This window comes from Streptomyces sp. NPDC007205 (genome assembly GCF_040634095.1).
GTDB lineage: Bacteria > Actinomycetota > Actinomycetes > Streptomycetales > Streptomycetaceae > Streptomyces.
In genome coordinates, this window is sequence record NZ_JBEYEW010000063.1 from 1 (window position 1) to 17,363 (window position 17,363).

Annotated in this window: 11 protein-coding genes and 2 pseudogenes; 4 read left to right on the plus strand and 9 right to left on the minus strand. The window is 65.9% G+C overall.

The window, feature by feature from the left end; all coding sequences use genetic code 11:
• Window positions 1-111: 111 nt before the first annotated feature.
• The 5 genes and pseudogenes from ABZ624_RS39475 to gmd form a co-directional block, all read right to left on the minus strand.
• A pseudogene (locus tag ABZ624_RS39475) lies at window positions 112-564 on the minus strand (DUF3105 domain-containing protein); the annotation flags it as partial.
• A 476-nt stretch (window positions 565-1,040) separates the two neighbouring features.
• The gene (locus tag ABZ624_RS39480) at window positions 1,041-1,874 is read right to left on the minus strand and encodes a glycosyltransferase family 2 protein (RefSeq protein ID WP_360099840.1); all 834 of its coding nucleotides are present in this window, start codon (window positions 1,872-1,874) and stop codon (window positions 1,041-1,043) included.
• Between the two features lie 482 nt (window positions 1,875-2,356).
• Window positions 2,357-3,468: pseudogene (locus ABZ624_RS39485) on the minus strand (hypothetical protein); the annotation flags it as partial.
• Window positions 3,469-3,623: 155 nt separating this feature from the next.
• Window positions 3,624-3,902: a hypothetical protein gene (locus ABZ624_RS39490; protein ID WP_360099842.1), complete on the minus strand. Its 279-nt coding sequence runs from the start codon at window positions 3,900-3,902 to the stop codon at window positions 3,624-3,626.
• A gap of 662 nt (window positions 3,903-4,564) precedes the next feature.
• The gene (gene gmd, locus ABZ624_RS39495) at window positions 4,565-5,569 is read right to left on the minus strand and encodes a GDP-mannose 4,6-dehydratase (RefSeq protein WP_360099844.1); all 1,005 of its coding nucleotides are present in this window, start codon (window positions 5,567-5,569) and stop codon (window positions 4,565-4,567) included.
• 92 nt (window positions 5,570-5,661) lie between these two features.
• On the opposite strand from gmd, the gene ABZ624_RS39500 reads away from it, so the two are divergent.
• The gene (locus ABZ624_RS39500; RefSeq protein WP_360099860.1) at window positions 5,662-6,612 is read left to right on the plus strand and encodes a GDP-L-fucose synthase; all 951 of its coding nucleotides are present in this window, start codon (window positions 5,662-5,664) and stop codon (window positions 6,610-6,612) included.
• 274 nt (window positions 6,613-6,886) lie between these two features.
• Here the strand turns inward: ABZ624_RS39500 and ABZ624_RS39505 are convergent, their stop codons facing one another.
• The 4 genes from ABZ624_RS39505 to ABZ624_RS39520 form a co-directional block, all read right to left on the minus strand.
• The gene (locus ABZ624_RS39505) at window positions 6,887-8,182 is read right to left on the minus strand and encodes a sugar transferase (RefSeq protein WP_360099846.1); all 1,296 of its coding nucleotides are present in this window, start codon (window positions 8,180-8,182) and stop codon (window positions 6,887-6,889) included.
• Between the two features lie 858 nt (window positions 8,183-9,040).
• Entirely contained in the window at window positions 9,041-9,568 is a 528-nt protein-coding gene (locus ABZ624_RS39510) for a hypothetical protein (RefSeq protein ID WP_360099848.1), read from the minus strand.
• 666 nt (window positions 9,569-10,234) lie between these two features.
• Window positions 10,235-10,750: a DUF6248 family natural product biosynthesis protein gene (locus ABZ624_RS39515; RefSeq protein WP_360099850.1), complete on the minus strand. Its 516-nt coding sequence runs from the start codon at window positions 10,748-10,750 to the stop codon at window positions 10,235-10,237.
• 257 nt (window positions 10,751-11,007) lie between these two features.
• The gene (locus ABZ624_RS39520) at window positions 11,008-11,220 is read right to left on the minus strand and encodes a hypothetical protein (protein WP_360099852.1); all 213 of its coding nucleotides are present in this window, start codon (window positions 11,218-11,220) and stop codon (window positions 11,008-11,010) included.
• 501 nt (window positions 11,221-11,721) lie between these two features.
• On the opposite strand from ABZ624_RS39520, the gene ABZ624_RS39525 reads away from it, so the two are divergent.
• The 3 genes from ABZ624_RS39525 to ABZ624_RS39535 all read left to right on the plus strand — a co-directional run bounded on the left by ABZ624_RS39525 (window position 11,722) and on the right by ABZ624_RS39535 (window position 17,201).
• On the plus strand, window positions 11,722-12,963 hold the full coding sequence (locus ABZ624_RS39525; protein WP_360099854.1) for a nucleotide sugar dehydrogenase: 1,242 nt from the start codon (window positions 11,722-11,724) through the stop codon (window positions 12,961-12,963).
• A 138-nt stretch (window positions 12,964-13,101) separates the two neighbouring features.
• Window positions 13,102-15,339: a glycosyltransferase gene (locus tag ABZ624_RS39530; RefSeq protein WP_360099856.1), complete on the plus strand. Its 2,238-nt coding sequence runs from the start codon at window positions 13,102-13,104 to the stop codon at window positions 15,337-15,339.
• A gap of 320 nt (window positions 15,340-15,659) precedes the next feature.
• Window positions 15,660-17,201 (plus strand): LCP family protein, encoded by a 1,542-nt coding sequence (locus ABZ624_RS39535; protein WP_360099858.1) that lies wholly within the window; start codon window positions 15,660-15,662, stop codon window positions 17,199-17,201.
• The last annotated feature ends 162 nt before the right edge of the window (window positions 17,202-17,363 follow it).

The following is a 17,363-nucleotide window of genomic DNA, read 5'->3' on the forward strand; positions in this document are numbered from 1 at the left end:
TTCACCCGCCCACAACCTGACATCAGCAAGGTCCCCACCCACAACCACACCAACGACCGACCTGGCCACCAGTCACAGCAAGCACCGTTGCAGTACTAGTTCGGCGAATCCTCAGTTCATCGCCCCGCCCATGCAGGGGGCGCCCAGCTCGGGCGTCTGCCGGCCCTGGACGTACTTCTCGAAGAACCTGTCGACGTCCGGGTCGATCGCGCTCGTCACCGTGCGCTGATGGCCCCACGCGGTGAGCATGAGGGGGTCCTTCTGGTTCTCGTAGGGGCTCATCATCATGTACGGCGTCCTCTTTACCTTCGCCGCCAGCGCGTTCACGTCGGCTTTCGAGGCCTTGCTGTTGTACGTCACCCAGACCGCGCCGTGCTCAAGCGAATGCACAGCCCTCTCGTTCCTGACAGGCTCGGTGTAGACGTCGCCGTTGCAGTTCAGCCACACCGGGTTGTGTGGGCCGCCGACCGGGGGGTGGGTCGGGTACTTGACGGTTCCGGTGACGTGATTGCGTGCCAAAGGACCCGCCCAAGTCTTCACACCGTCATCGCCGCTGACAAACCTCTCGGAGCTTTTGGCACCGTCCCATGCGGGGTCAGAGTGTCCGGACTGCGGCTGAGGGCTGGCCAGCGCGGGTCCTTGCCGTTTCTGCGTAGGCTGCAGCGATTGCGTATGCGCTTCGAGCTCGCGGGCGGACGCGCTCGTCGCAACGATTAACATAAATCCAGCGGAAACGGAGGAAGCGACGGCACCAACTCGCAGTACCAAATTCCACCTCAATCCCAGCTCTTTACAGTGCTTCATGTGACGTACCATCGCTTCATCTTCCTTGCATGCCAGAATCAGTCTGGGTGTCCACCATTGCCATATGGAGAGCCCAGCGATTGTTCGAGGGTACCCCATGCGCCACGAAAAAATAGGCATGCGAAACCACTTCCCGACTCCATCTCCGCTCGGTGAGCTATAAATTAGAAATGGCATCATAATTATTCCCTCTGGCGTCGCCGGCGCTTGAAGGTTGTGAGGGTCGTCGTGCGGATCTAATGCCGTGCGATTTCCCTTTCCTTGAGCCCGATCTGCCAACGGTAGAAGGCCATGGCCAGGGCATAATCCAAACCGGCCCGACCATCCAGGAACCCCCGCTTGTAGACGTAGGCGTAGGCAAAGGACACCAGCGGCTTGAGCGGCGCCTTGTGGAACAACTGACCCTGCCGCGTCTTGGCCTGGCGAATGACCTCTTTCGCCTCCGGGTGGTGCTCCAGCCACGCCTCCCAGTCCGAATAGCGATTGTGCCGATCGAACCAGGTGCGCACCGGGTCGAGATCCTCGTGTTCTATCGGTGACTTCAGCCGCCGCACGGCCGCCGCCCCGCCCTCCACCACCGGCTGGTAGTGGCCCTCTTGTTCCCCCATGCCCGGCGCGTCCAGGTCGTCCAGCACCGGGAAATGGCACCGCTTACGGTCCACCAGCGCCCGTTTGACGATGGTATAGCCGTGCCGCAACCGGCGGCCCGCGAACCAGTAGTCCAGCGGGATGTCGAACGCCGCGACCTCCTGCGGACGTGAGAAGAGGTATCGCAGCTCTGCCAGCAGCTCGAGGCTCATCCGCTCGTCGCCATCGAGGAACAGCATCCATGGGATCTGGGGCCACACGTGATCCAGGCACCATTGCTTCTTCTTCGGGTACGCGCCGTCCCACTCGTATGGGACCACCGCGGCACCCAGCGACTTCGCGATCGTGCAGGTGTCGTCGGTGCTGTGCGAGTCGACGACCACCACGGCCTCGAAATGATCGATGACGGACCGGATGGCCGCGGTGATGTTCGCGGCCTCGTTCTTGGTCGGTATCGCCACGACAATGGGGAGTTTCGTCACCCGTACTTCCTTTCTCCGCCGCTTTCGGCAGCGGTAAATCGACTGGACGGCGCGGTGGCCGAAGCGGACGTCACGGGGTGGCGTAGCCGAGAAGGGACTCCCTGGCGTAGGGGCCCTCGCAGTCCGATCGGGGGGATACGAAGTGGTCGCCGTTGCCCGGGACGTAGCAGCGGTAGAGGGGGATCGTTCCGAATACGTGGATGGTGCGGATATAGCCGACAGGGCCTGGGGGGGCGCTGGCGTTCGCAGCCGGGGGCACGGGTCAACAAGGAGCCTTTGCCGACCTGGCATTCGTAGAGCCGGACCGTGCCGGGCTGCCGGCTGCCGGCTGCCGGCTGCCGGCTGCTGGAGAGATACCAGGTCGCCTCAAGGGTGAATCCGGGCGGCAGGGGCCGGGAGATGGCGACCTGGCTGCCCTGGCCGGGGTTGTAGCCGCGGCGCAACCGGGTGTTGGGCGGCTTGGCGGTGAGTATGATCGTGATGGGTGCGGATCGGCTGGTGTTGGTTCCGTCGCTTGCGGTGACCCGGTATCGGTAGGTGGATCCAACGGTGACGTCGGTGTCCGTGAGGTCAGTTGCGGGCGTTTCCAGAACAGCGATGACCCGGTCACTGTGTAGATAGGTGTGCGGGAGTCGTCGCGATAGACCCGGTAGGTGTGGGTCAGGCTTTGCTGCGGCTTATTGTTGACCGTGGTGAACTCACGGCCGACCCACATGTAATCGGTGCCATGCTTCGAGGCGCTGGTCAGCACACGTGGCCCGATATGTTCGCTGATTCCGTCGTTGGTGTCGGGGAACCAGCCCAGCAGCGACGGATTCTTGACAGATTCGGCGAGCAGATGCTGGCGCTCATGTAGTTCCGGGAATTCACCCATGCTGCTGCAGTCGTGCGCATGAGATGCGGAGTACAGCACGCCCATGTGGACCTCGACCGCCTGAGTGGCGCCCCTGCAGGTGCCCCGCCAACCTTGGTTGAAGTTTGAAAGGTTAAAGGCAATCCGGCCTTCGTCCGTGCCGCCGACGTCTTCGCTGGCCGTGTAGAGGCCAGTGGCGTCGGTGGTGACGTCCTTCCCCACCGACTTGGCGTCGATGAAGCCTGCCGGGTAGTTCTTGGTGAGAGTGCCGTGGATGCTGCTGACGACGGCGAGGGCGTGGGAGTCAGCCCCGTTGAGGTGGAAGAAGTCGCCGCCCAGGATGACGTTCTTCCCGTCCGGGGCCACCTTGATCGCCCGGCCGGGCTCGTCGGCGTTAGACGTCCAGGTGCGCAGCGCCGCAGTAGTGCTGCTGACGGAGGCGAAGTAACGGCGTCCCTGCCCCGCGACATTGGTGAAGTCGCCCCCGATATATACCGCCTCACCGGTGACGTCCAGCGCCCGCACAGTGGCATCCACCGACACCTTGAATCCGGCCTTCGGCCTGCACGTGGAGATGTCGATGGCCGCCAGATTGCTCACCTTGACTCCGTTGACCGCCCCGAAACGCCCACCCGCGTACAACACCTTGCGATCTGGAGACACCGCCAACGCCCGCACCGTTGCCGAGCCCCTACCCACCGTGAACGACAGCTTGCACTGGGTCGGGACACCAGTCGCCGAACGCGCACGCAATCGCATATTCCTTCCCACACTCTTCCTCAACCCGCTCATTCCGATAGTTCATTTCCGGTATTCTGTCGACACGTACTGCCGCCGCTCCACTTGAGCAACCCCCACGTGCAACCGCCCCCACGTGCAACAGCAATGGGAGTTCCTCACCGCTTGCTTTCTTTATCCGCTGTTTCCAGTAGTGGTTCGTGTTCTGGGCAGAGCTGGATGATGGCGTCCCGGGCGCCGGCGATCTCTCCGCTCCGGATCGCGTCGATAGCCGCATTGCGGTCATGCTGAGCTGTGCGACCGATACGGTCGCAGGCGTCTTGCCCGGCTTCCAGAATGGCTGCAGGGTCGACGCCTTTGGGTACTCGGCCGGTCAGGTACTCCTTCTGCTTCTTGGTGAAGGATCCAGTGGCCGGGGTGAGTTCGGCCTTCGGCACCGTGGGGCCTGCCGGGACCTCGGCGTCGTTCCGAGTGGAGTGCGTCGGCGTTGAGACCGCCACCGACGGGCTCTTGGCAGGCCTGTCATCGGGCCCTGTCCCGCTGCCGCACCCTCCCGCCAAGAGCACCGCTGTCACCACGCCAGTACAGGTGGCGACTACGCGGCCCATCCTGGTGGGCGTCGCAGGCTTGATCGTTATCACTGTGCTCCTCTGGTGCCGAAGTCGTGGTGTTGTGCGACCTGTGCGGGCAACGTGCTTGGCTGGATGGCGGTCTCGTCGATCTGCCCATGTGAAGCATGGGCTCGAAGGAGCAGCCGGCCGTTGCACGACCAGTGACCGCACGCGCCGATGTCCGGAGTCGCTTCTGTGGGCGGACGCGGACGCCGGCCCCGAGCCCATCGTGAACGGCGGCCGACGGGCATCGGCGCAGTCCACCCATGCAACGCGGACGAAGGCACCCTCACCGCTTTCGCCCAGCCCAACCGCACAGCCTCCGCGGATAAAACGGCCGTACCCACTCCCGCCGGAACACGCATGCCTTTCCACAGCCTCTTACCGCATCTGAAGGCAACGGCAGAAAAATGCCGCCCCCCTGCCCACTCCATCGACCGACAAACCTATTGCCGTGCCACTGACTGCCCATTGCCGATCAATGGCCGTCAGCGTAAGAGCACACCGGATAATTCAGCTTCCAGCTGCGATATGTCTGCCTCCACCATGATCCGGGCGAGGTCCGGCCACAGCACCCGCGGCTTCCATCCGAGCACTTGCTCCGCCTTCGACGCATCGCCGATGAGCGCGTCGACCTCGCTCGGCCGCTCGTACTTGGGGTCGAAGCGCACGTGATCGGTCCACTCCAGCCCGGCCACGGCGAAGGCGACTTCCAGGAACTGCCGCACGGTGCCGGCTGTGCCGGTCGCGACGACGTAGTCGTCGGGCTTGTCGTGCTGGAGCATCCGCCACATCGCCTCGACATACTCCGGGGCATAGCCCCAGTCACGTACGGCGTCGAGGTTTCCCAGGTAGAGGTGGTCCTGCAAGCCTGCCCGGATCCGGGCCACGGCGCGGGTGATCTTGCGGGTGACGAAGGTCTCGCCGCGGCGGGGCGACTCGTGGTTGAAGAGGATGCCGTTGACGGCGAAGAGGTCGTACGCTTCACGGTAGTTGACAGTCGCCCAGTACCCGAAGACTTTGGCGCAGCCGTAGGGGCTACAGGGATGGAACGGGGTGGACTCGTTCTGCGGGGGCGGGGTGGACCCGAACATCTCCGACGACGAAGCTTGGTAGATCCGTGTGTCGATGCCACTCGCCCGTATCGCCTCCAGCAGCCGGAGCGAGCCCACACCGGTCACGTCCGCGGTGTAGAGCGGGGTGTCGAAGGAGACTCTGACGTGGCTCTGCGCGCCGAGGTTGTACACCTCGTCAGGGCGCAGATCACGCAGGAGGTTCACCAGCACCACGCCGTCGGAGAGGTCGGCATGGTGGAGCACGAGGCGGCGATCGGGCTCCTGCGGACCCTGGTAGATGTGGTCGAGCCGCTCGGTGTTGATAGAGGATGAGCGGCGGATGAGGCCGTGCACCGTGTAGCCCTTCGACAGCAGGAGTTCGGCGAGGTACGAGCCGTCCTGTCCGGTGACCCCGGTGATCAGTGCGGTCTTGGTCATGGTGGTTCTTGTCTCCTGATGGGGTGTTACTTGATTCCTGCTGGTGATGATGTGCGTGGAGTGGCCTGGCACAATCCGGAGCCATGGGTGCTATGACGCAAGGGAACGACTTACTGCCGGGCGGGTCCCGGATCTTCGTGGCGGGCCATCGCGGACTGGCCGGATCCGCGATCACCCGCCGCTTGGCAGCCGACGGCTACGAAGTGGTCAGCGCAGGCCGTGACCGGTTGGACCTCCGGGATGCGGCCAGAACGGCGGCGTATCTGCGAGACGTACGCCCGCAGGCGGTAGTGCTGGCTGCGGCGAAGGTGGGCGGTATCATGGCCAACAGCACATATCCGGTGCAGTTCATCGAGGACAATCTGCGCATTCAGCTCAGCGTGATCTCCGGCGCACACGCCGCGGGGGTCCGCCGACTGCTGTTCCTCGGATCCTCCTGTATCTATCCCAAGCACGCGCCTCAGCCCATTCGCGAGGACGCCCTGCTGACGGGCCCGCTGGAGCCGAGCAACGAGCCGTACGCGCTCGCCAAGATCGCTGGGATTGTGCAGGTTCAGTCCTACCGGCGGCAATACGGCGCCTCGTACATCGCCGCCATGCCGACGAACCTCTACGGGCCGGGCGACAACTTCGACCTGGCGACCTCGCACGTCCTGCCGGCGCTGATCCGCCGCTTCCATGAGGCCAAGGGCAATGGCGCGGACGAGGTGGTGCTGTGGGGCAGCGGCACGCCGCGCCGCGAGTTCCTGCACGTCGACGACCTCGCGGCCGCATGCACGGTTCTGCTGCACTCGTACGACGCCGATGAGCCGGTCAACGTGGGCTGCGGTAAGGATCTGACCATCCGAGAGCTTGCCGAGACGGTGCGGGACGTCGTCGGCTACCCGGGTTCCATCGCCTTCGACCCGAGCAAGCCCGATGGCACACCCCGCAAACTTCTCGACATCTCGCGCATCTCGTCCCTGGGCTGGAAGCCCAAGATCCCCCTTCGCGACGGCATTGCGGCGGTCTACGAGAACTGGCACACGACCACCGAAGCCTGATCGGCCGGGCCCGTCCACGCGTAATCGGCGGGTACCGGCCCCGCATAATCGGCGGGGACCGATCCTGCGGGGAAGCGAGCAACGCCAGGTCGGCGGTCGGCGCGCGGCTTCGTCCCGCGGGGACGTGGAGGCGCGATTTCCTGTGCGGGATTCTCCCGCACACGGTCTTCCTGCGACGGCCCAGACCTGCGTTGCGCGGCCTTCGGCCCCGGCAGCGGGAAGGGCCTGCTCGGCCGCCCCCTCCCGGGAGCGGGCCCCGGAGTCACTGGCCACGTCAGTACGCTCCTCGGCCGTCGACGACCGCTCGGAAGGTGCGAGCTATGACATCGAGATCACCGCTGATCGACCAGTTGTCCGCGTAGCGCAGGTCGAGCCCCACCGTTTCGTCCCACGACAGGTCCGACCGCCCACTGACCTGCCACAGCCCGGTCATGCCCGGCTTGACGATCAGTCGGCGCGCCTCGACCTCGTCGTAGTGTGCCGCTTCATCCGGCAACGGCGGGCGCGGGCCGACGAGCGACATCTCACCTCGCAGCACGTTCACCAGCTGCGGCAGCTCGTCCAGTGAACTGCGTCGCAGCCAGCGCCCCGCCCGGGTCACCCGCGGATCTCGGCGCATCTTGAACAGCAGCCCCTGCTGCTCATTCGCCGTCGCCAGCTCAACACGCCGCCGTTCCGCGTCCGCCACCATTGTGCGGAATTTCCACATCGTGAAGGGCGCACCCCCCTGACCGATCCGTGTCTGCCGGTGCAGCACCGGACCAGGGGAATCCATCCGTATGGCCAACGCCAGCACCCCGAACAGCGGAGCCAACACCAGCAGCCCGAGGCCCGCGCCCACCCGGTCGAGCACAGCCTTCGCCGCCAGCTGCGCCCCCCGTCGCGTGGGCGGTGCGATGTGCAGCAGCGACAGCCCTGCGACGGTCGTGGGCCTCAGCCGGCGCGGCGCCACGTCCGTCAGTCCCGGTGCCAGAGCCATCCGCAGGCCCCGGTCGTGCAGGGCCCACGACAGGCGGCGCAGCCGATCACTGCTCAGCAGCGGGCCCGGCGCCACCAGCACCAGGTCCGCGCCCAGCCGCTCGGCGGCCGCCACCACCGGCACCCGGTCATCGTCCCAGGCGGCAGGTGGCGCAGGACAGATCCGGTCCATGGCCGGCGCCCCGGCCATGGGGGGGCCTTCGCCAACGGGAACGACCCCAGTTACGACATACGCGTGGCGGGTACATGCCGCAAGGTGCTGAACGACCTCGGACGCCGCGCTCGGCTCCCCGACCACCAGAACCCGGTGCACAGACCGGGCCTCGCGCCGCAAGACGGTCAGATGCCGGTGCGTCGCCTTCCCGCACAGCAACGTCATCGTCGGCGCCACGCACAGCGCCAGCAGTGCCAGAGCCGGCTCCGACGCCTCACCGGTGAAAACCCGTACCACCGCCAGCAGTCCCAGCAGCGTCAACCAGTCTCGCAGCACCGGCAGGCCGCCCCGCGACTCGCCCAGCTCCTGGGCGGCGTACCGCCCATGCGACACGCGCACGCCCAGCCAGGCAGCCGCGCTGGTGAACGCGGCCAGCACCGGGTGCGGCTGGTCCGTGACGGTGTATACGGCCAGGAGGGGTGCGCCCATACCCGCCGCATCCACGGCCAACGCCAGAGGCAGGTACCACCGCGCCTTGCCACTGCCAGGCCGACTGGCGCTTCTGGCTAATCGGGGGCGTTCTGTCCCTGATTCCAAGTGGGACGTACTCAAACGCCGCATGGACTCCCCTGGCACTTCGTGTGGTCGCGCTCACGCAGCGCCGGACTGCCTGTCAGTTCGTCCTGTGACGGAAGTTGCGCTGCGTTATGCGAGTGACGGTAAGGCCCGACGAGGCCCCGCCAGGAAGGTCTGAAAACGCTTTCAGCGCAGGAGCCGCCTTGCTCGCCCATGCGCGGGACACAGGGGGGAGACACACAGTGCAGGTGAGCGCGACTCGGCAGCTGATGGTCGAACGCCGCGCCCGGCGGACGCTTGGGACCATCCCCCGGCCATGCGATACGCGGTCCGGTCCGGGCGACATGCGGCCGATGTTTCCCAGGTCATGCACGATGACACCGGTCTGACTGCCCAGCCCCGATGCCGGTTCGCGCCCACGAGGACCGAGCGCGGCGGGCGGTTCGCGTGCAGCAGGACGGGGCCGAGCGACGGGCGGGCACCCCGGCCGCCGTCTCTCTGACACGCCCCCTGGCCACCGTCAAAATCGTACGCCGTGTGAACTCGGCCACCCCACTTGAAACAAGCGCTTTCCATGCAGTGTCGTCACTCAGTCAGGCGCGGGCAGATATCGCCAGGTTGACAGTCAGAGGTGTGGGACGATCGTTGGAGATCATGTCGAGGCCCGGGCCGCGCCGGACGGGGGCGCCGCTCGGCCGACGGTCGTGGTGCCGTGCAGCGTCACGCACCACCGAGCTGCGGAGGCCAGCCTGGTACCGGGATCTGATCACTGAAGAAGTTGAGCAGCCGCCACCCAGGCTCAACGTCGTACTGCATCAGCAGTGGCACCGAGGCAACCATCTCGTCCAAGCGGACGGCACCTCCGGCCGGAATCGACAGCAACCTGACGAGCACCACATCAGGGGCCACGAATTCCGGGTCGGCCTTTACTCCCCATGCTTCCCGGTCAACGGCCACCGGTGCGGTCCGCTTGACCTGTGCACGGGCGAAAAGCTTCCAGAGCACATGGTCAACCTCGTCTTCAGCGAACGCCTCGACCACCGCGTTCGGGTCGTACCCACCGACGCTCCCCTGCTCAAGGAGGGGGATCAACCAGGTCTGAGTCCAGCAGCGACGCAATGTCGGATGCGTGGCACGCCATGCGCCCCGTATGTCCTTGTCGATCCAGTACGCCTCAGCGAACGCCCAGGCCGCGTTCATCACTGGTGCTTGCGTCACGTACCTCGCGTAGTCGTGGTCGCGTGACATCTCATCGGCCCCTCGGTCCGGAGTCCCGCCGCCCACGTGGCCCCGGAGACACGCACTGCAAGTTCCAGGAAGCATCAGCCTTCCCACGACAGCTGGGGGGACTGCCGCTCTCACGGCGCAAGGCCGAGCACAGGTTCGTCCGGACACGACCGGCCGGGTGACCGAGTCGGCCCGATGCGGGGGCACGCGATCCGGCCAACGCCCGACAACAACGACACGACGCGACGGTCCACCTTGTGTCCCGCCCCTCGTCGGAACACGACGGCGACGGCGGTCCGGGGCGAACACCCAGCGGCGCTGATCGACTTCTTCCGGAAGGACAGCATTCTCCGGTGCCCGGCTCGTCTACTTCGCTCATGAGCGGCCATCCCACCTCTTTCCCCTCACAAGGCTGCCCTGCCCGTGCGGAGCAGCACCGTGTCGCTCCGTCCACCCTGTGCCAGCGACGATCACTGGGGCGAGCCACTTAACGAACACCATCGAGGGCAACAGTCCGAAAAACGAAGATCCATACCGGTGCCTGCCAGCGTGGGGCTACTCCGCTGACGGAGATTGCCACCTCCTTGGCACCAACCGCTCAGCAAATCAAGCGATCAGGATGAGCAAGCTCTGCAAAGAGCAGGCATTCGCCGGACGTTGGCGTATCCATGTGGATGCGTGCCGGTCTCAGACGACACCTACCGGGACCCGGACGGGTTGAGGTTCCTCTCGGCGCGCGCGCTGATGGGCGCACGGACACAGCCACCTGCACGGACGCCGGCCGGGGCCGCACAGGACTGCCGCGACAACGACGCCGGTGAGGTCGGTCATCGTCCCGACACGATCATCCAGGGCCGGACCCTCCGTACTGGCGCACTGGTCGTGGTAGCCCGCACGGCAGGGGTGACAAAAGCCGCGTTCACATGCACACCAACGATGGAAGCCGTTGGGGTGGGCGCGTTCGATGCGGCGCAGCGCGGGCGTCCAGGCGTGTGAACGCACCCAAGCAGCCTCTTCCCGACTCATGGGGGAAGGCACCGCCGAAGGGATGGCATCGAGAAGGCCGGTGATCGAGGCGCTGAAGGAGCGCAGCCACGTGGTCATGTTGTCTCCGATATAGGTGGTGAGCGGGTCGACGATCAGGCTAGAGGGTGGATTACCTTTCAACTCGAAGGCCGAATGGCGCAGGCCGTGTATGGCCATGCAACTGTGCGTCTGATCCGGGGCGGATTAAGGACCGGACCATATGGCCGACTGGCTCTGCATCGCCCCGACCAGCAGCGCAGGCTCTCAACAGCGCACCGCCAAGCGGTCGGTACGCGTTCTGCTCAGGGGTAGCACAAGTTCGCCGCGGAATGCCTGCAGGTACCGATCGTGTGCCGCCCCTCACGGGTGATCCGCAAGCACACAATGAGGAGTTCAGAATGTCGGTCAGAAACTGGATTAACCAGTCAGTCATCTCAACTCACCATGATCTGATGGACTTTCGATGCAGCAGATGGGACTGCATTGAGTTGCGCTGACAGCAGCGCTCCCATCAGCGTCTGGCCCAAGAACATCCGCCGCATGAGCGTGCCTGCGGGGGATAATGGCGAGCCGTTCGTCCAGGATGGCTCCGGCCGACGCTCCAACAGGCCCGGCGCCTGCTCGCGGATGAATGCATAGGTGATCACGCACGGGTGTCGAGCAGAGGCCGCAGACCGGACCTCCTACACCAATCAGGGCAATTGTCATCATATGTCCGGCCTTGCGCTCTCTTTCTCTATGAGCGCCGAAACGCTGCCGGGCTGAGGCGCGGCCCATCGCGGGTCAGCGCACCTTCGTGAGACCAAGGAGTAGTGATGTTCCCCCTAAAGCTTCGCTGCCGACGGCTGACCGGCCCAGGCCGGAGCACCGGCGCTGCGCGCATGTGCGCACCGACTCATCACCCTGTCACCAGCCTGATGGACATGCGGCCCCGCGGCAACGAGGTGTCCCCTTCGACGAGAGCGGAGGACCACCCCGACCGACGGATGTGTCTCGAGGACACGGCATCGGAGGAATAGGGGCCCGGTCGCTGCCGAGCGACTGCCCAAGCCGATGTCCCAGCTGGCGCGAGACGGCCGTCATTCGGCCCCCGCCGGCGCGCGATCCGCCCCACGGCCACAACGGTACGTATCTCTGAAGGAAAGCCAATGAACATTGTCGTCATGGGACAGGGCTATGTCGGCCTGCCCCTGGCCATGGCTGCCGTCGAGGCGGGCCACCACGTGATCGGTTTCGAGGTGGACGAGCAGCGCTGCAAGCAGCTGTGCTCCGGTATGTCATACATCGGGGACGTCTCTGACAAAGCGCTCCAGGAAGCACTGACGTCCGGCCGGTACCAGCCGACGTGTGACGAGCGGCGTCTGGCCGGCTTCGACGTTGCGGTCATCGCCGTGCCCACACCGCTCAAGGAGCGGCTGCCGGACCTCAGTGCCGTCCGGCTGGCAACAGAGACGCTGGCGCGGTATGTGCGCCGGGACGTGACCGTCGTCCTGGAGTCCACCACCCATCCCGGGACAACGCGCCAGATCGTGCTGCCGCTCCTCGAAGTCCGCTCCCGCCTGCGGGCCGGGATCAGCTTCCATCTCGGATTCAGCCCGGAACGTATCGACCCGGGCAACGAGCAGTGGACGTTCGCCAACACCCCGAAGATCGTCGCCGGGCTCACCGAGGGATGCCGCGACCGGGTACAGGAGTTCTATGCCAGCATCACGCAGAACGTGATCCCGGCGGACAGCCTCGAAGAAGCAGAGCTGGCCAAGGTGTTCGAGAACACCTTCCGGCACGTCAACATCGCGCTGGTGAACGAGCTTTGCCGGGTCGCGCACACCCTCGGTGTGGACGTCTGGCGCACCCTCGACCTGGCCGGCTCGAAGCCGTTCGGGTTCAAGAAGTTCACGCCCGGGCCCGGTGTCGGCGGCCACTGCCTGCCGGTCGACCCAGTGTTCCTGAGCCATCACGTGAGGACGAAATTCGGAGAGCCCTTCCGGCTGGTCGAGCTCGCCCAGGACATCAACGAGGCACAGCCGAGCTACGTCGTCACCCGCCTCCAGAACGCCCTCAACGCCCGGCATGGCAAGGCCCTCAAAGATGCCCGCGTCCTGGCGCTCGGACTCGCCTACAAACCCGGTGTAGCCGACTCCCGTCAGTCCCCCGCCGTCCAGGTCGTCACGGAGCTGAAGCGGAAGGGCGCTCACGTCGATGCGGTGGATCCGCACGTCACCGGCACGGTCCACGGCCTGTTCACCCCCCTGCCGTACCAGGACTACGACGCCGTCGTGCTGCTCACCGCGCACAAGGAATTCGACCTCACCCAGATCGCCGCGGAGGCGCCCTACGTGCTGGACACGCGGGGTGTCATGCCGGAGGCCCCACATATCGAGCGGCTCTGAGAGCTGTGATCAACGAGGAGAGACCATGTACAACGGACTAGCCCATACAGGTATCGGAGCGATGGTGTTGACCTTCGCCGCAGCGGCGATGAGTGCTGCGGGAGCCGTGCTGCGATTCTTCTTCTGGAAAGGCCAGGGATGACCCTGACGGTCGCCGTCGTCATCCCTGCACACAACGAAGAAGCGACGATCGGGGAGCTGGTCCGGGCCGTCCTGGACCAGCCCTACCCCATCTGCCAACTCATCGTGGTCGCGGACTCGTGCACGGATCGCACCGCCGAGGTCGCCCGCCAGGCGGGGGCCACGCTCGTGCTGGAGACGACGTTCAAGGACAAGGCGAGCAACCAGAACGCCGCACTTCCGCACGTCACCGCAGACGTGATTGTCGGCTTCGACGGTGACTCACGGCCCGAGCCGGATTGCATCAGTCTGATGGTGGCCGATCTGGAAAAGGGCTACGACGCCACATGCTCGTCGATCCTGCCCATCCAGGACACAGGCTTCTTCATCGAAGCACGACGTTTTGCCTACAGCCTCGGCAGCCAATGGTGGCGGCTGTCTCAGCGCCGGGTCGGCCGTATCCAGGTCCTCACGGGCGCTTCGTACGCCTTCCGCACCGAAGTCGTACGGGCCGTCGGGGGCTTTCCCAACGGCTTGATCAGCGCCGACATGGACATCACCTGGAAACTGCATGAGCACGGCTACAAGGCGTGGTACACGGACAAGGCCCTGACCCTCACCGTCGATCCGGCGACGTGGAAGGAGTACAAGGCGCAGATGCCCCGGTGGGCAGCCGGTTACTTCCAGAACGTGGCCCGCTACCGGCGTCTGATGCTGAACTGGCGCTCCCTGCTCGTGGTCGGCACCGCTTTGTTCGACCTCGTGACGCTGTGGTGGTGGATCATCGTCGTCGTCTACAACCTCGCCACCTGGCAGCATCTGTCCATGTTCCATTACATGGGCTATTGGTTCATGGCCCATACTGCGCTGACGACGTACCTTGTCTCGCGTGTCGTGGGCTGGAAGAAGGCCTTGCTTGGATTCTGGCCCTACACCATCTTGAACTTCTACAACAAGTACCTCTACACGAGATCGATGCTCCGCGAGTGGCTTCTCGGACGGCACTACGCCTGTGTGGACGAAGCAACCCAGGCGCTCACTCCGCAAGGCTGGCGTCGCCACAGCGAGCTGGAAAACGGCGACCTGATCGCCGCGTACGACGCCGTAACCGGCACACTCGGCTGGGAACCCGCGACATTCACCCGCTACAACGTCACTGAGCAACTGATCACCGTTGAACAGCTGTCCAGCAGCCAGCGCCTGACGGCGAAGCACCGGATGATCGTGTGGACCGAACAAGACGGCACGCACGTGAGGCCGGCCGAGGACGTCGGCACGGACTGCAAGGTCCCACTCGCAGCGCCCTGGTCGCCTCAGGGCCGGGAAGGACCAGGCGAGGATCTGGCCGCATTGCTCGGCTGGTTCATCAGCCGGGGCCGGTACGACGGCAGCCAAGCCGTCATCAGTCCGTCCGGAACAGTGGACCCGCACACGTGCCAGGCGATCCGTGACCTGCTCGACGCTGTCGGTGCCGAATGGCGTGAGCTGAGCAGCGTCCGATCCGTCGGCGCGCCGACGGCATCCGGCAGATGCGCACCGTCCGAATTCGTGCTCGGCGGTACCGTCGCCCGGTGGCTCACCACGGTCGTGCCCGCCGGAACGCTGACCTACGATGTCATCTTCGCCTGGCCGCAAGCCGAGTGCCGTGCGCTCCTGGAGGCGCTGGTCGACGGCGACGGCACCCGGCAGCACGACAACGGGTTCGGCTTCGTCCGGAGGGATCGCACCGAGGCCGAGGCGCTCCAATGCCTTGCGATCCGATGCGGCTTGCACGCCAAGGTCCGGCAGCGCCGCCGCGACGGGGCGTGGCTGACGCGCGTCAACACGCATCGCTGGGTGCGCCTGCGCGGAGGGCGCGGAAGCCAATCCGACGCGCTGCCGCGCGAGACGTACAGCGGAATCGTGTGGTGCCCGACGGTCCGCACGGGGTTCTGGTTGGCGCGCCGCAGCGGCATGCCGTTCATTACGGGCAATTCCTGGACCGGACGTACCGGCCGCAAGACTGTCATCACCCCGATGTCACCACGCCGCCGGTTCGTCCTGGGACAACTCGGCGGCACAGCGGGGGCCACCGCGGCCGCAGCGGGCGGCTGGCTCGGCAGCACGACGCTGCTGGCTGCCGGGGCGGCCGCGGCCGTTGGCATTCCCCTGTCTTTAATGCGTGCGGGCAGCGGCGGGTGGCAGCGTGCGTCCCGCGAGGCACATCTACCGGAGGTCGCGGGCGACTCCTGCGGCCGCGTTGCGATCGACAAGTGAGCGCGCTGCCGCCGTCGCACATCCGTCCCCGGTTCCAAAGAGCCCACGGTCTGCACCGAGTTGACGGCAGGCGGGCGTGTCGTCGCTACAGGGCGGCGGGGGCCCGCTGTACGGTGTCGGCGTCCTTCATGGCCTTGGTTCACTCTTGAAGGTCCGCATGGCCTTCCCCGCGCTCAGGTGAACTTGGGCAGTTTCGTCGATCCGAAAAGCAGGATGACCGCGATCGCCATGATCAGCAGGCGCCTGGGCTCCAGCCCGTTACGGTTTTTCTCCCCTGTCCATTCTCTTCGCCGGGGTGCGGCACGGCTGAGGGCTCGCAGATGACCGTCACCGGCCACCGGGCCGCCCCTCCCTGCCACCAGCACCAGGCCGAGCCGCCCCGTCATGGTTCATCACGTGGCGGCTGTACGCCGCCGCGCCGCCGACGCGGCCCGCTGCGGAAAACCCTGGGCGTCGCGCTGTGCCTCGCGGTACTCGGCATGTCCGGCCTGGGCTGGTTCTATCTGAGGCTAAGCGGTGACATCGGCACCTTCGACGGATCAGGTCTGTCCAGCAACCGCCCCGAAGCCATCTCCGCCAAAGGTGAGAACGTCCTGATCATCGGTTCGGACGCGCGTTCGGACGGCAACAACTCGCTGGGCGGCGGCAGCAAGGACGACACGGGACGTTCCGACACGACGTTCCTGCTGCATATCCATGCCGACCGCCGGCACGCGACAGCGGTGTCGATTCCCCGGGACACGCTGGTCACGGTGCCGCCGTGCAGATTGCCCGACGGCACATGGACCAAGACTCAGGCCCATGCCATGTTCAATTCTGCCTTCTCGGTCGGGGAGACAAGGGCCGGCAACCCGGCCTGCACCCAGAACACGGTGGAGTACCTCACGGGTCTGCGCGTCGACCACACCCTGGTCATCAACTTCAAGGGCTTCGCGACACTGACGGACGTGGTGGGCGGGGTCCGGGTGTGTCTGCCGAAGAACATCTACGAGAGCGACCTCGACCCCAACCGCTCCAGCCGGGGCAAGCTCCTGTTCAACAAGGGTGAGCAGGTCGTCTCCGGGGAGAACGCGCTGAACTACGTCCGTATCCGGCACGGCATCGGCGACAGCTCGGACATGGGGCGCATCAAGCGCCAGCAGGCTTTTGTGGCCAGCCTTGTCAGGAAGATCCAGAGCCAGGGTCTGACCCCGGCCAGGCTGCTGCCACTCGCCCAGGCCGCCGCGAAGTCGATGACCGTCGACCCGGGTCTGGGGAATGCGGGCAAGCTGATCTCCTTCGCCATGTCACTGAAGGACATCGACCTGCACGACATCAAGTTCGTGACGGCCCCCTGGCGCTATCAGGGCGCACGCGTCGCCATCGTCCAACCGGACGCCGACGAGTTGTGGGCCGCGCTCAAGGCCGACCGCACCATGGACGGCAGGGATGCCAGGGGCGCGAAGGCCACGGCGACGCCGTTCGTGCGCGTCCGGCCGAACAGCACCAAGGCCCTGATCGGCAACGGCATCGATGTCGCGGTCTACAACGGCACCACCACCTCCGGCCTGGCCCACAGCGTCGCATCGACACTCACCGAGCACGGCTTCAAGGTCATCGACATCACGAACGCCGATCACCCGAACCACGGCACCACCGTGATCCGGTACGGCTCAGGCCTGAGGGCCGATGCGCAGACAGTCGCCGGGCTGTTTCCCGGCGCCCGGCTCCGATCGGTCGACTCGTCAGGGCTCGACGTGGTCCTGGGCGAGTCGTACAGCAGCGGCTCTTCCTCGTCCGGCCTACCCACCGTGCCCGCCTCGGTGGCCAACGACGCCCGGTCCGCCGATGACGACCTGTGCTCCCACCTGTCGTATGGCTGACACCCGACTGTGCCGGGTCCGTCCTGAGGAGTGGTCCGCCCTACCGGCCCGGCAGCCACACCGAGCCCAGGAGGCTTTTCAATTTGGCCACCGATCGGGTGACGAGGCCGGTCGAGTAACGGGCGAGGCCCTCGGACTGTTGAGCGAGATGTCTGAAGTCTC